14 protein-coding genes are annotated in these 13,753 nt (G+C 64.1%); 9 read left to right on the plus strand and 5 right to left on the minus strand.

Annotated features, from left to right (window positions below):
- From ABID44_RS17805 to ABID44_RS17820, 4 genes are all read right to left on the minus strand, one after another.
- Positions 1-666, minus strand: coding sequence for an ABC transporter permease (locus ABID44_RS17805; RefSeq protein WP_354153031.1), 666 nt, complete (start codon positions 664-666; stop codon positions 1-3).
- A gap of 62 nt (positions 667-728) precedes the next feature.
- Positions 729-1,514, minus strand: a complete 786-nt coding sequence (locus ABID44_RS17810) for a transporter substrate-binding domain-containing protein (RefSeq protein WP_354153032.1) — start codon at positions 1,512-1,514, stop codon at positions 729-731.
- A gap of 25 nt (positions 1,515-1,539) precedes the next feature.
- Complete coding sequence (locus tag ABID44_RS17815) at positions 1,540-2,511, minus strand: ornithine cyclodeaminase family protein (protein WP_354153033.1); 972 nt, start codon at positions 2,509-2,511, stop codon at positions 1,540-1,542.
- 87 nt (positions 2,512-2,598) lie between these two features.
- The gene (locus tag ABID44_RS17820; protein ID WP_354153034.1) at positions 2,599-3,786 is read right to left on the minus strand and encodes an amidohydrolase; all 1,188 of its coding nucleotides are present in this window, start codon (positions 3,784-3,786) and stop codon (positions 2,599-2,601) included.
- A gap of 129 nt (positions 3,787-3,915) precedes the next feature.
- Between ABID44_RS17820 and ABID44_RS17825 the strand changes: the two genes are divergently transcribed.
- The 6 genes from ABID44_RS17825 to ABID44_RS17850 all read left to right on the plus strand — a co-directional run bounded on the left by ABID44_RS17825 (position 3,916) and on the right by ABID44_RS17850 (position 9,674).
- The gene (locus ABID44_RS17825) at positions 3,916-4,554 is read left to right on the plus strand and encodes a helix-turn-helix transcriptional regulator (protein ID WP_354153035.1); all 639 of its coding nucleotides are present in this window, start codon (positions 3,916-3,918) and stop codon (positions 4,552-4,554) included.
- 183 nt (positions 4,555-4,737) lie between these two features.
- Complete coding sequence (locus tag ABID44_RS17830; RefSeq protein WP_354153036.1) at positions 4,738-5,709, plus strand: GAF domain-containing protein; 972 nt, start codon at positions 4,738-4,740, stop codon at positions 5,707-5,709.
- A gap of 146 nt (positions 5,710-5,855) precedes the next feature.
- A complete protein-coding gene (gene adh / locus ABID44_RS17835) occupies positions 5,856-7,373 on the plus strand; it encodes an aldehyde dehydrogenase (protein WP_354153037.1) in 1,518 nt (505 codons plus the stop codon).
- An 84-nt stretch (positions 7,374-7,457) separates the two neighbouring features.
- The gene (locus ABID44_RS17840; protein ID WP_354153038.1) at positions 7,458-7,814 is read left to right on the plus strand and encodes a DUF779 domain-containing protein; all 357 of its coding nucleotides are present in this window, start codon (positions 7,458-7,460) and stop codon (positions 7,812-7,814) included.
- Positions 7,815-7,883: 69 nt separating this feature from the next.
- Positions 7,884-8,576 (plus strand): GntR family transcriptional regulator, encoded by a 693-nt coding sequence (locus ABID44_RS17845; RefSeq protein ID WP_354153039.1) that lies wholly within the window; start codon positions 7,884-7,886, stop codon positions 8,574-8,576.
- Between the two features lie 135 nt (positions 8,577-8,711).
- Positions 8,712-9,674: a dihydrodipicolinate synthase family protein gene (locus ABID44_RS17850; RefSeq protein ID WP_354153040.1), complete on the plus strand. Its 963-nt coding sequence runs from the start codon at positions 8,712-8,714 to the stop codon at positions 9,672-9,674.
- A gap of 109 nt (positions 9,675-9,783) precedes the next feature.
- On the opposite strand, the gene ABID44_RS17855 is transcribed toward ABID44_RS17850, so the two are convergent.
- Entirely contained in the window at positions 9,784-10,821 is a 1,038-nt protein-coding gene (locus ABID44_RS17855; RefSeq protein ID WP_354153041.1) for an Ldh family oxidoreductase, read from the minus strand.
- A 114-nt stretch (positions 10,822-10,935) separates the two neighbouring features.
- On the opposite strand from ABID44_RS17855, the gene ABID44_RS17860 reads away from it, so the two are divergent.
- From ABID44_RS17860 to ABID44_RS17870, 3 genes are all read left to right on the plus strand, one after another.
- Positions 10,936-12,174, plus strand: a complete 1,239-nt coding sequence (locus ABID44_RS17860; protein WP_378226616.1) for an NAD(P)/FAD-dependent oxidoreductase — start codon at positions 10,936-10,938, stop codon at positions 12,172-12,174.
- 3 nt (positions 12,175-12,177) lie between these two features.
- On the plus strand, positions 12,178-13,179 hold the full coding sequence (locus tag ABID44_RS17865) for a 4-hydroxyproline epimerase (protein WP_354153042.1): 1,002 nt from the start codon (positions 12,178-12,180) through the stop codon (positions 13,177-13,179).
- 227 nt (positions 13,180-13,406) lie between these two features.
- Entirely contained in the window at positions 13,407-13,694 is a 288-nt protein-coding gene (locus tag ABID44_RS17870) for a DeoR family transcriptional regulator (protein ID WP_354153043.1), read from the plus strand.
- The last annotated feature ends 59 nt before the right edge of the window (positions 13,695-13,753 follow it).

Raw genomic sequence — 13,753 nt, forward strand, 5'->3', positions numbered from 1 at the left:
TTACCTGCCTCTCGCCGCGCGCCGGTCAGCCGCGCCGATGATCAGGGTCGAGACGGCGGTGATCGCGACATACAGGGCCCCTACCGTCAGATAGAATGTCATTGGCGAATGGGTCGCGCCGGCCGCGACCACGCCCTTGCGCATCAGTTCTTCCAGCCCGATGATCGACACCAGCGCGCTTTCCTTCAGGATCACCAGCCACTGGTTGCCGAGGCCGGGCACGGCGTAGGCAAGCATCTGCGGCAGCACCACGTCGCGGAACGTCGTCATGCGGCTCATGCCGAGGCTCGTTGCGGCCTCCCACTGGCCCTGCGGCACGGTCAGCAGCGCGCCGCGCAGAATTTCGGTCAGATAGGCACCCGCCACCACGGACAGGGCGCATATGCCGGCCGTCAGCGCATTGACCTCGACATAGGCGCCGAAAATGCCGCTCAAAAGCACGGTGCCGCCGTAGAAGACCAGGAAGATGATCAGCAGCTCCGGCAGGCCGCGCACGATCGTGACATAGCCGGAGATGAACCATCTGAGCGGACGCGGGCCGAAATTCCAGCCGAAGACCGCGAGGATGGCGATGAGCAGGCCGATCACGAAGCTGCCGGCGGCGACCTGCAGGGTGACGAGCAGTCCCTCCAGAAGATGCGGCAGATAGGTGAGGATGACGGACATCGGCGCTCCGGTCGCGATACCCATGCCGCCGGAGCGGCATGGGCGCAAGCACTACAAGGCTTTTACTTGGCCTTGTAGGAAAGGTCGTAGCCGAACCACTTGTTCGACAGTTCGGCGATCTTGCCATCGGCCAGCATGGCGGAGATGGCGTCATCGACGCGCTTCTTCAGATCGTCGCTGCCCTTGCGCATGGCGATGCCCGTGCCATTGCCGAACTCGGCGTAATCGGCGCTCGAAAGCAGCGGACCGGTCAGTTCGAGCTGACCTTCACGCGCTTCCATGAGCTGTTCCCAGACGGAATGCTCAAGCAGGCCGGCATCGATGCGACCGGCGTTGAGGTCGTCGGCGATCTGTTCGTTGCGCTCGTAAAGGCGCGGCTCGGACTTGGACAGGTGAGCGCGCACGACAGCTTCATGGGTGGAGCCGGTCTGCACGCCGACCACTTTGCCTTCCAGCGCTGTCTCAAGCTCGTCGAGCTTTTCGATCCCGGCGAGGCCGCTGCCGGCCTTGGTGGCGAAACGGTAGGGCGGCTCCGCATAGGCATGCGAGAAATCGACCTGCCCGGCGCGCTCCTCGGTGATCGACATGCCGGAAATCACCATATCGAACTTGCCGACCTGAAGGGCGGGGAGAAGACCGTCGAACGCCTGGTTGGCGACGGCGCACTCGGCTTCGATGCGCTTGCAGACCTCATCGATCACGTCTCGGTCGAAGCCGACCACCTCGCCGGATTCATTGACCGATTCCCACGGTGGGAAATCGGCGCTGGTGCCGACGCGCAGGGTGTCGGCCATAGCGGACCCGGCCAGCAGGCAGGCGAGAAGGGAAGAAAGGGCAAGCGTCTTCATGATCTGGTTCCTGTTGAAGGGGCGGTCAGCTCCGACCGTCCTGTTTTGTCGTGGCCCGTTCCAGCACGGTGCGCGCCATGGCGATATCCTGTGTTGCGACGCCGGTCAGGTCGGCGATGGTGATGTCCTCGTTTGAGCGGCGTCCCTGAAGGGTTCCTGCTAATACGGAGCCAAGCTCGATGCAATCGCCAGAACCGATCAATCCGGCGGCGCAGGCATGCGAAAACTCGCCATGCCCAAGGCTTTGGGTCTTCATATCGGCCACGCGAACGTTCGCGCGGGCGACAAGAGCCGTCTCCAGTTCCTGCTTGCCGGGTCCATCAGCGCCCATGGCGGTGATGTGGGCTCCGGGTTGCACCCACTCCGATTGGACCAGCGGTTCGGTCGACGGCGTGGTGGTGATGATGATGTGGGCTTCGCGGCAGGCTGCTTCGAGATCCGATGCGACAGAGACGTCCAGCCCGTCCCTTTTCAGTTCGGCGGCGATCGCTTCCGTCTTTTCAAGGGAACGGCCCCACATACGGAAGGAAAGCGGCCTTCCGGCGAGAGCGGCAAGCGCGCGGCTCTGGTAGCGCGCCTGTATGCCGGTTCCGATGACCAGGACGCTGCGGGCATCCGCGCGCGCCAACGCCAGCGTCGCCACCGCGCCGCCAATACCGGTGCGCAGATCGGTCAGATAACCCTCGTCGTTGAGGATCGCCCGCACTTCGCCGGTCTCGGCCGATATGGCGAGGATGATGCCCGTGGAGGACGGCAGGCCTTTTGCCGGATTGTCGTAGAAACCGGCCGCGATCTTCACCGCAAAGATCGGATCGCCGGCGATATGGCCGTATTTGATGTGACAATCGCCATTGGTGGCGGGAAAGGCGATGTGGCCGACCGGCGGAACGTTGCCGCGCCCGTCTACGATGGCGATGTAGGCGTCGCGCACGGCGGCCACCGCTTCGTCATCGACCGTGACGAGTTGTTCGATTTCGGCGCGCGAAAGCTGGATCATGACAGTCCCGGATGATTGAAAATTTCGGCCCTTGCAGAGCCCATGCCTCCCGAGCATGGACTTCTACCGAAAAATGGACAGGGTTGTCTATGATAAATTTTTTTGTCCACTATGGACTTTCGACAGGGCGAGTTCAGCCGAGCGCGCCAGAAGCATGGCTCCGGGCAGGATGATGTCGTCATTGAAGTCGTAAAGTGGCTGATGCAAGCCGGCGTCGGTCTCGAGCGGCCCGTTGCCGATCCATGCATAGGCGCCAGGCAGATGGACGAGAAAGTCGCCGAAATCGTCGCCCGCCATGCTGGGGCGCGTATCGCCGGGGGCGAGCGCCAGGCCGGCCTTGCTGGCGGCTTCGCGCATGATGTCGCGTTCCGCCACGGTGTTGACGACGGGAGGACACAGGAATTCGTCGAACGCCACCTCGCTGCTGCACCCCGCAATGGCGGCGGCGGCGGCGGCGACGCTTTCGACGCGTGAACGCAGCAGATGCAGCGTCCCGGTGCGATAGGCGCGCAACGTACCGATCAGGCGCGCTTCCTGCGGGATGATGTTTTGCGCATGGCCGCTCTGAAACGAGCCGACCGTCGCCACCGCGCTCTCGTGCGGGTCGACGGCGCGCGCCACGCCCTGCTGGATGCCGGTCATGAAATGGCCACCGGCGAGGATCGGGTCTCCGGTCATGTGCGGCATGGCCGCGTGCGCGCCCTCGCCCCTGAAAGTCACGGTGAACTCCGACGTGCCGGCCATCACCGGCCCGTCATGCACCACCACCGTCCCGGCGGCGAGCCCCGGCCAGTTGTGCAGGCCGAAAATGCGCTGCACCGGAAAGCGGTCGAGCAGTCCCCCGGCGACCATCTCGCGCGCACCGCCGTAACGCTCCTCGGCCGGCTGGAAAACGAGATGCACCTTGCCGGCGAAATCGCGTGTACGCGCCAGATGCATCCCGGCGGCAAGCAATATGGTCATGTGCCCGTCATGACCGCAGGCATGCATCTTGCCGGCCTGTTGCGAGGCATAGGGCAGTTGCGACAATTCGGTGATTTCCAGCGCGTCCATGTCGGCGCGCAGAGCCACCGCCGGTCCCTCGCCCTGCCCCTCCACGGTGGCCACGACGCCATGGCCGCCGATATTCATCTCGAACGACATGCCGGACTCGCGCAGCCTGTCGGCCACATAGGAGGCCGTCCACGCTTCCTCCCGCGCTATCTCCGGATGCGCATGCAAGGCATGGCGGATGGCTACCAGTTTCTCGCGGTCGGCGGCAAGCGGATGAGACACGACAACGGCTCCGGATATACTTTTCAGTCCAATTTGCATATGCTAGTACAAACTCCAAGTCGATGGGCCCGACGTTATGCCAGCCGCCTGCCTGCTTTATCGGCAAACGCAGCACCGCAGATGAGACACATGCCGCAAACGCTTAAGCCCGCTGTCTCGTCCTCCGCCCTGCTTGCTTCCTATCATCCGGTCTGCGACGCCATCGCGTTGCTCCTGCAACCTCATGCGGAGGTGGTTCTGCACGATCTCGGCAGCGAGACGGTCGTCCACATAGCCAACAATTTCTCCCGCCGTTCGCTGGGCGAGCCGTCCCTTCTGCATGAAATCGACTTCCGCCCGGACGACCACCTGATCGGCCCTTACGAGAAGGTGAACTGGGATGGAAAGCGGCTGAAATCGGTCAGCGCCGTGGTGCGTTCGCCCGAGGGCCGTCCGGTCGGCGTGCTGTGCATCAACATGGACGTTTCGCACATCCATGCCGCCATCGACGTGCTCTCCACGCTCTCGAAGGTGGCCACGAACCAGGAAAAGCCGGCTGCGCTGTTCAAGGAAGACTGGCACGAACGCATCAACGAATATGTGAATGGCTGGACGCGCCGCAACGGCGTCGCCATCGCAGACCTCACCCGCGGCCAGAAGCAGCAGCTGGTGCGCGAACTGGCGCAGGACGGCGCCTTCAGCGGCAAGCATGCCGCCGCCTACATCTCACGCGTGCTGCAGATGGGGCGGGCCACCGTCTACAACTATCTGCGGGCCGACCGGGACTGACGACGCTCCCGGCGTCCTTCCCGCGCGCGCCGGCCCCTGTTTCGCAAGTGGGGTATCACAGGTGGGGGACTTGGACTAATGTTCCGCTTCACATGTCGAAAGGGATAAGGTGAACTCCAGATCCGGCTGACCGGATCGCCGGCCACATTGGAAGAGTAGTCCGCGCACATTCGGGAGGAGAAAGTGAGCAGAACTGCAGTCGTCCAGCATGCGCAGCGCATTCACGCCGCCGTCGAATCCGATGAGGCGGCCCGGTCGGCCCTGGTCGCCTCCTGGCGCAGATCCTCGACCCTTTACAATCTCGATCCCGCCGAGCGGCAGCCGCCCTGCCGGCTGACCGATTCAGAGTTGCGAGAGGCAAGGCAGCGCATCGAACCGCTGATCCGCGCTTCGCAGGCCAGTCTCGATCGCCTCTACAGTGCGGTCGGAGGGATCGGCTGTTGCGTGCTTCTCGCCGACCGTGACGGCGTGCCGGTCGAGCGGCGTGGCGCGCCCGCCGACGACAGCCTGTTCAACGACTGGGGCCTGTGGACCGGCTCGGTATGGAGCGAGGAGGCGGAAGGCACAAACGGCATCGGCACCTGCCTGGCCGAGCAGCGGCCGCTCACCATCCACCGCGATCAGCACTTCCATACCCGCAACACACTGCTTTCCTGCACCACCGCGCCGATCTACGATCATGAGGGCAATCTCGCCGCCGCGCTCGACGTCTCGTCCTGCCGGGCAGACCTCACGGAGGGCTTCGTCAACCTGATCTCGATCGCGGTGGGCGATGCGGTGCGCAAGATCGAGGCCGAAAATTTCCGCATGGCCTTCCCCCACGCCCGCATCATAATGGCGCCGGGCGGCGAACGTGCGCCCAATGCGCTTGTGGCGGTGGACGGCGACGATCTGGTGATAGGCGCGACGCGCTCGGCGCGGCAGATGCTGGGGATCACCCGCGAGGCGCTGCAACGTCCCCTGCCCGCATCCGAACTTCTCGGCGTCGACAATGCGGCCACCAGCGACCTTGCGCAGGCGGAACGGAGCGTCCTTCAGCGCGCCCTGATGAAAGCGGGCGGCAATGTCTCCGCCGCTGCGCAGGATCTCGGCGTTTCCCGCGCGACGCTCCACCGCAAGCTGGCGAGATTCGGAATCCGGCGCATAAAGCAGTAGAATGCAGATCGCTGCGGGAAGTGTCTCATTCCCGCGACAGCTTGCCGGGCCGGCGTGGTCCCGGCCCGATGACAGCAGGGCTGTCCTGCGCCACCTTTCATCAATGCGCTGCGCGTCGCAGCGTCGGTTTTTCGGGAGGAAAGACGATGAACAAGGTTGAAATTTCGCGCACTGCCACGGTTCCATTCGCAAAGCGCTACGACAACTATATCGGCGGCCGCTGGGCGCCGCCGAAATCCGGTAAATATTTCGAGAATATCTCGCCCATAACCGGCCAGCCGATTGGCGAAATCGCCCGTTCGGAAGCAGACGACATCGAAGCGGCGCTCGACGCCGCCCACAAGGCCAAGGACGCATGGGGCAAGACCGCGCCCGCCGAGCGCGCGCTCATCCTCAACCGCATCGCCGACCGCATGGAGGAAAACCTCGACCGCCTCGCGCTGGCCGAGACATGGGACAACGGCAAACCGATCCGCGAGACCACGGCCGCCGACGTGCCGCTCGCCATCGACCATTTCCGTTATTTCGCCGGCGCGTTGCGCGCTCAGGAAGGGTCGATCTCGCAGATCGACGACGACACCGTAGCCTATCATTTCCATGAGCCGCTGGGTGTGGTGGGCCAGATCATTCCGTGGAACTTCCCGCTGCTGATGGCCTGCTGGAAGCTCGCTCCGGCGCTTGCCGCCGGCAACTGCGTGGTTCTGAAACCTGCCGAGCAGACGCCTGCCTCCATCATGTTCTGGGTCGATCTGATCGGCGATCTGCTGCCCGAGGGCGTGCTCAACATCGTCAACGGCTTCGGCCTCGAAGCCGGCAAGCCGCTGGCTTCCAATCCGCGCATCGCCAAGATCGCCTTCACCGGCGAAACGACCACCGGCCGGCTGATCATGCAATACGCCTCGCAGAACCTGATCCCGGTGACACTGGAACTGGGCGGCAAGAGCCCCAACATTTTCTTCGAGGATGTCGGAGCGGCCGATGACGATTTCCTCGACAAGGCGATCGAGGGCTTCGTCATGTTCGCGCTGAACCAGGGCGAGGTCTGCACATGCCCGAGCCGCGCCCTGATCCATGAGAAGCTCTACGACCGCTTCATGGAGCGTGCGCTGAAGCGCGTCGAAGCCATCGTGCAGGGCAACCCGCTCGATCCCGCCACCATGATCGGTGCGCAGGCCTCCAGCGAACAGCTGGAAAAGATCCTGTCCTACCTCGACATCGGTCGGCAGGAAGGCGCCGAGGTGCTGACCGGCGGTGAGCGCAACGTGCTGCCGGGCGAACTGGCCGGCGGCTACTATGTGAAGCCGACCGTGTTCAAGGGCCATAATAAAATGCGCATCTTCCAGGAGGAGATCTTCGGCCCGGTCGTTTCCGTCACCACCTTCAAGGATGACGAAGAGGCGCTGTCGATCGCCAACGACACGCTCTACGGCCTCGGCGCGGGCATCTGGAGCCGCGACGCCAACCGGCTCTATCGCTTCGGCCGCGCCATCCAGGCGGGCCGCGTGTGGACCAACTGCTACCATGCCTATCCAGCCCATGCGGCGTTCGGCGGCTACAAGCAGTCGGGCATCGGCCGCGAGAACCACAGGATGATGCTTGACCATTACCAGCAGACCAAGAACATGCTGGTCAGCTACAGCCCGAAGAAGCTGGGCTTCTTCTGATCGCAACGGCCCCGGGGGCGGCGACATTCTTCCCGCCCCCAGCGAGCCGATGTCGGATCACATGGTTACAGGGAGGCCGAAGCCATGAACGAGCGTCCATCCCTCGACAAGGTTTCCGCAACGCCGGAAGCGATACAGTTCCTGAACGAAATCATCGCCGATCACGGACCGGTGCTGTTTCACCAGTCCGGCGGCTGCTGCGACGGCTCGTCGCCCATGTGCTACAAACGCTCCGAATTCATCATCGGCGACCAGGACGTGCTGCTCGGCAGGATCGATGACACGCCGGTCTATATCAGCGCCTCGCAATATGAGGCGTGGAAGCACACCGACCTGATCATCGACGTTGTGCCGGGCCGGGGCGGTATGTTCTCGCTCGACAATGGCCGCGAGAAGCGTTTCCTCACCCGTTCGACCGTGTGCGCCATTCCGGCCGGGTGACGCGCGCCGGGCGCTGTTGCTCCGCGCCCGCGAAGGCCGTATTCATCTTGTCGACAACGGGGAACCGGAATGAACGGCAAGACGGCGGAACGCAAGCGCGGCGAAGGGGCGAAATTCGTCTACGACATCCTGCGCGACGACATCATCGGCCTGGTGTTGCCGCCCGGCAGTCCCATCGACGAGGTGCAGCTTGCCGAGCGCCTGTCCATGTCGCGCACGCCGATCCGCGAGGCGCTGGTGCGCCTTGCCGGCGAAGGGCTGGTGACGACGCTGCCGAACCGCTCGACCGTCGTCTCTAATATCGACTTCCTCAAACTGCATACGTTCTTCGACGCGTTGACGCTGATGTACCGCGTGACGACGCGGCTGGCCGCAGAATTCCGCACCGATGCGGATCTGGAGATCATCCGCGCCCGTCAGGCCGGGTTCAGCCGCGCCGTGGAAGCGCATGATGCGCTGGCCATGATCGCCACCAACCGCGATTTCCATGCCGCAATCGCCGAGGCCGGCCGCAATCCCTATTACACCGGACTGTTCTGCCGCCTGCTCGATGAGGGGCGACGCATCCTGCGCATCTACTATTCCTCCTTCGACGACCACCTGCCCCGCCGCTATGTGGATGAGCATGATGACATGATCACGGCCATCGAGGCCCGGGACGTGGCTGCGGCCGACCGGCTGGCCACCGCCCATGCCGACCAGATCGTGCGCCAGATACAGGATATGATGGCCCGCGACCGCCGCCAGCCTATCGCGCTGTAGGCCCAGGCCATCCTTCTCCCAAACATGGTCGACGGCTTCGGCCGAGTCGCTTTCATCAGTTCGGATTTCTTGTCGACAAATAAAATACAAATGGTATTATGACAGTCGACCAACCCGGCATATGGGAGAGCCCTCATGAATGCGCAGATATTTTCCGGCTGCATGCCGGCGCTTATGACCCCGTGCACCCGGGACCGCAGGCCCGATTTCGATGCGCTGGTGCGCAAGGGGAAGGAACTGATCGCCGCCGGCATGGCGGCCATCGTCTATTGCGGCTCCATGGGCGACTGGCCCCTTCTCACCGACGAAGAGCGGATGGAGGGCGTGGAACGTCTGGCGAAAGCCGGCGTGCCGGTTATCGTCGGCACGGGTGCGGTCAACACCGCCATGGCCGCGGCCCACGCCGCCCATGCGCAGAAGGTGGGCGCGAAGGGTCTTATGGTGATCCCGCGCGTGCTGTCGCGCGGGCCATCCGTCACCGCACAGCGCAATCACTTCAAGGCGGTCCTGTCGGCCGCGCCTGAACTTCCGGCGGTGATCTACAACAGCCCCTATTACGGCTTCGCCACCCGCGCCGACCTGTTCTTCGCCCTGCGCGCCGAGCACCCGAACCTTGTCGGGTTCAAGGAGTTCGGCGGCGCGGCCGACATGACCTATGCGGCCGAGAACATCACCAGCGGCAGCGATGAGGTGACGCTGATGGTCGGCGTGGATACCTGCGTCTTCCATGGCTTCGTGAATTGCGGAGCCACCGGCGCAATCACCGGAATCGGCTGCGTTCTGCCGCGCGAGGTGCTGCATCTGGTGTCGCTGTGTCAGGCGGCGGCCAGGGGCGATGTCGAGGCACGGCAACGTGCGCTGGAGCTGGAGCAGGCGCTCGCCGTGCTGTCAGCCTATGATGAAGGCCCCGATCTGGTTCTCTATTTCAAGCACATGATGGTGCTAAAGGGGAACCCTGAATACAGGCTGCACTTCAACGAGACTGACGCCCTGAGCGAGAGCCAGCGCGGGTTTGTCGAGGCGCAGCTCAGCCTGTTCGACAGTTGGTATGCCGAATGGTCGAAACAGCCCGGCGCGGTGCAGAAATACGCGGCCTGAACCCCCTGCCACTTGTTTTGCGGCCCTTCCGAACGCAAAATCGAACCGCGCATTTGCCGGAACTGCTCCAAGAAAAAGGCCCTCCGCATCGGAGGGCCTTTTCATTCTGTCAGGATATGGCGTCCAGTCCCAGAGCCTCAAGCCGGTCCAGTTGTCCGGCCTCGGCGGGGTTGAGGGCGATGCCTTCCGCCAGGCTCCGCTCCCGCGCGGCGAAACGGCGCTGGGAGGGCAGGCGCGCGCCCTGGCCGACGATAGCCTCGAACAGCGCCTCGGCGCGCGCGAAGGGGTCGCCCGCCCGGCCGGCCGCAAACCGCTCCGGGCTCATGGCGATAATCAGTTCGCCATGGCGTGGCGCAAGCGTGGTGGTGCCGAGGAAGTCCAGCGCTTCGCTGCTGGTGAAGTCGCCGATCATCACGCCCGCCAGCAATTCGATCATGGTCGAGATGGCCGAGCCCTTGTGCCCCCCGAAAGGCAGCATCGCGCCCGCCAGCGCTGCGTCCGGATCGGTGGTGGGCCTGCCTTCGGCATCCACCGCCCAGCCCTCCGGCAATTGCCGGCCTTCGCGGCGATGCAACTCGATCTCGCCGCGCGCAGCGACGCTGGTGGCGAAATCGAACACATAAGGCGTTAGCGCCTCCCCGCGCGGCCAGCCGAAGGCGAACGGGTTCGTGCCGAGCAAGGGTTGCGTTCCGCCTGCCGGCGCGACCGTGGCGTAGCTCGGGCACATCGCAATCGCCGCCACACCCAGTTCGGTCAGTCTTTCGATTTCCGGCCACAGGGCGGAGAAATGGGTGCAGTCGTTGATGACGAGCGCGGCGATGCCGAGTTTTTTCGCACGCGCGGCCAGCACAGGCGCGCCAAGCTCAAACGCCGCGCAGGAGTAGCCGCCGGCGGCGTCCACACGCACCACCGCAGAGTCGTCATCCCGCAAGACCGGCTTTGCATCGGGCGCCACCTTTCCCGCCTTTACGGTGCGCAGGCAGCCCTCGATGCGGTAGACGCCGTGCGACTTGCAACCGTCGCGCTCGCCGGCGACGATCACTCTGGCCAGCGCCGGGGCATGGTCGGGTGAAAGCCCCGCCTTGCGGAAGATGGCCTCGACCCGGTCTCTCAGGGCCTCGACGCTTACAATGACGGTCTCATTCATTGCGACGCCTTCTCCATTTTTCATTGCAATTTTGCATACACATTGTATTCAACAAGCCGACAGACTTTCAAGCCGCAAACCTGCCGGGGTCTCTTCCGGCACTGGAGCACAGCCTTGAGCGCACTGCCAGATGTGATCGTCATCGGTGCTGGTGTGATCGGACTTTCTGCGGCGGTGGCTTTGCAGGCCGAGGGCCGGCGTGTTCTCGTGCTGGACCGCGAAGGCCCGGCCGCCGGCGCTTCCGCAGGAAACGCCGGGGCTTTCGCCTTTACCGACATATTGCCGCTCGCTTCGCCCGGCATATTGCGCAAGGCTCCGAAATGGCTGCTCGACCCGATCGGGCCTCTGTCCGTGCCGCCGACCTACGCCTTGCGGATCGCGCCATGGATGTTCCGCTTCTGGCGCGCCTGTGCGCCGCGCCGCGTGGCGCAGTCGACAGCGGCGCAGACAGCGCTGATGGACCTGTCAAAAGGAGGGCTGGAGCCTTTTCTGGAGCGCACGGGAACGCTGCCGATGCTGCGCAAGGATGGCAATCTACAGGTCTATGAAGGTGAGGCCGAGTTCCGTTCCTCGCTTCCCGGCTGGCTGTCACGCGCGCGCCGTGGCATCGATTTTCATCATATGGATGCGCGGGAGATGGCGGAAATCCAGCCCGGCATTGCGCCCCGCTTCACCCATGGAACCTTCACGCCCGGCTGGTATTCGATCGCCGATCCGAAACTCTACACGCTGACGCTGGCCAAACGCTTTGTCACCGATGGCGGCCTCATCGAGCGGGCTGAGGTCACGGCGCTCAGGCCGGTCGAAAATGGTGTCGAGGTGATCGCCGGCTCCACGCGCCGCGCCGGTCATGTGGTGCTTGCCGCCGGAGCCTTCTCGCACCGCATCGCCCGGACGCTGGGCGAACGCATTCCGCTGGAGACAGAGCGCGGCTACAACACCACGCTTCCCGCCAGCGCCTTCGACCTGCGCACGCAGATCACCTTCGGGGGGCACGGTTTCGTCATAACCCGCTTGTCCAGCGGCATCCGCGTCGGCGGCGCGGTGGAACTCGGCGGGCTCGACCTGCCGCCGAACTTCGAACGCTCCCGCGCCATGCTCAGGAAAGCCAAAGCCTTCCTGCCCGGCCTCGATCCGCAAGGCGGCAGCGAATGGATGGGTTTCCGCCCTTCCCTGCCCGACAGCCTGCCGGTCCTCGGCACAGCGCGCGAAACGCCACGCGTGGTCTACGCCTTCGGCCACGGCCATCTGGGTCTCACCCAGTCTGTTGGCACAGCGCGGCTGGTCGCCGGTCTGGTGGCCGGCCGCTCAGCTGTGATCGACCTTTCTCCCTTCTCGCCCCGGAGGTTCTGAACAATGGCGACGCACACCTTCTCCTGTATCGACGGTCACACCTGCGGTAATCCGGTGCGCCTGGTCGCCGGCGGCGGCCCGCGTCTGGAAGGCGCGAACATGCTGGAAAAGCGCGCGCACTTCCTGCGCGACTTCGACTGGATCCGCACCGGACTGATGTATGAGCCGCGCGGCCACGACATGATGTCGGGCTCCATTCTCTATCCGCCGACGCGCGCGGATTGCGACGTTGCGGTGCTGTTCATCGAGACCTCGGGCTGCCTGCCGATGTGTGGCCATGGAACCATCGGCACCATCACCATGGGCATCGAGAACGGGCTGATTGCGCCGCGCGAGCCGGGCCGGTTGTCCATAGACGCCCCGGCGGGCAAGGTGGATATCACCTATCGACAGGAAGGTCGCTTCGTGGAGGAGGTGCGGCTGACCAACGTGCCTGGCTTTCTCTACGCCGAGGGGCTGACGGCTGAGGTCGAGGGGCTCGGCGAAATCGTCGTCGATGTCGCCTATGGCGGCAACTTCTACGCCATCGTCGAGCCACAGAAGAATTTTCGCGACATGGCCGACCATTCCGCCGGCGAGCTGGTGGGTTGGTCGCCGAAGCTGCGCGCCGCGCTCAACGCCAAATACGAGTTCGTTCATCCGGAGCATCCGCAAATTCGCGGCCTTTCCCATATCCAGTGGACCGGCAGGCCCACGGTCGAGGGCGCGCATGCCCGCAACGCCGTGTTCTATGGCGAGAAGGCCATTGACCGTTCGCCCTGCGGCACCGGCACCTCGGCGCGCATGGCGCAACTTGCCGCGAAGGGAAAGCTGAAGGCGGGCGACGTGTTCGTGCACGAATCCATCATCGGCTCTCTGTTCCGGGGCCGGGTGGAGGCCACCGCCCGAGTGGGAGAGCGCGACGCCATCGTGCCTTCGATCGCCGGCTGGGCGCGCATGACCGGCTACAACACAATCTTCATCGACGATCGCGACCCCTTCGCCCATGGCTTCGTGGTGCGGTAGATCCACACCCGCTTCGGGACACGCAAACATCGCCGCCTCAGGATCGCGGATCAGATGGACGCCGGGCTTCAGACCGTCGAGACAGGAATTGCAGGCTGGGTTAAGCCGTATAGGCTCCCGCAATGTACAGCCAACTCGACAGCGCGCCTGGCGCGGAAGCCAGAGTTACTGTTTGAAATATGGTGCGCGGTGAGGCAGGGTATGTAAGAAATCTGACAAGGTTTTTCATGCCGCCAACCGACAATCTGACTGCCCGACAGCAATGGATCCTGCGCCATATCCAGGATCGGGGCTTCGCCACCATTGAAGCGATGGCCGAAGAGATCGGCGTATCGGCGCAGACGGTGCGACGCGAGTTGATTGCGCTCGAGCGTCAGAACTATCTTATCCGCTTCCATGGAGGCGCAGGGCTGAGGCGTGATCTGTTCCGGATCGGCTATGCGCAAAAACTCTCCACCGGGCTTGAGGGTAAACAGCGTATTGAGGTGGTCCCGGTTTCCGAGACAGGGGCATAAGGTGGATCGACCGATGAAAAGGACGATCCAGCATGAAGACACGCAGACGGTTCTCGGCC

Source organism: Aquamicrobium ahrensii (genome assembly GCF_040545755.1).
GTDB lineage: Bacteria > Pseudomonadota > Alphaproteobacteria > Rhizobiales > Rhizobiaceae > Mesorhizobium > Mesorhizobium ahrensii.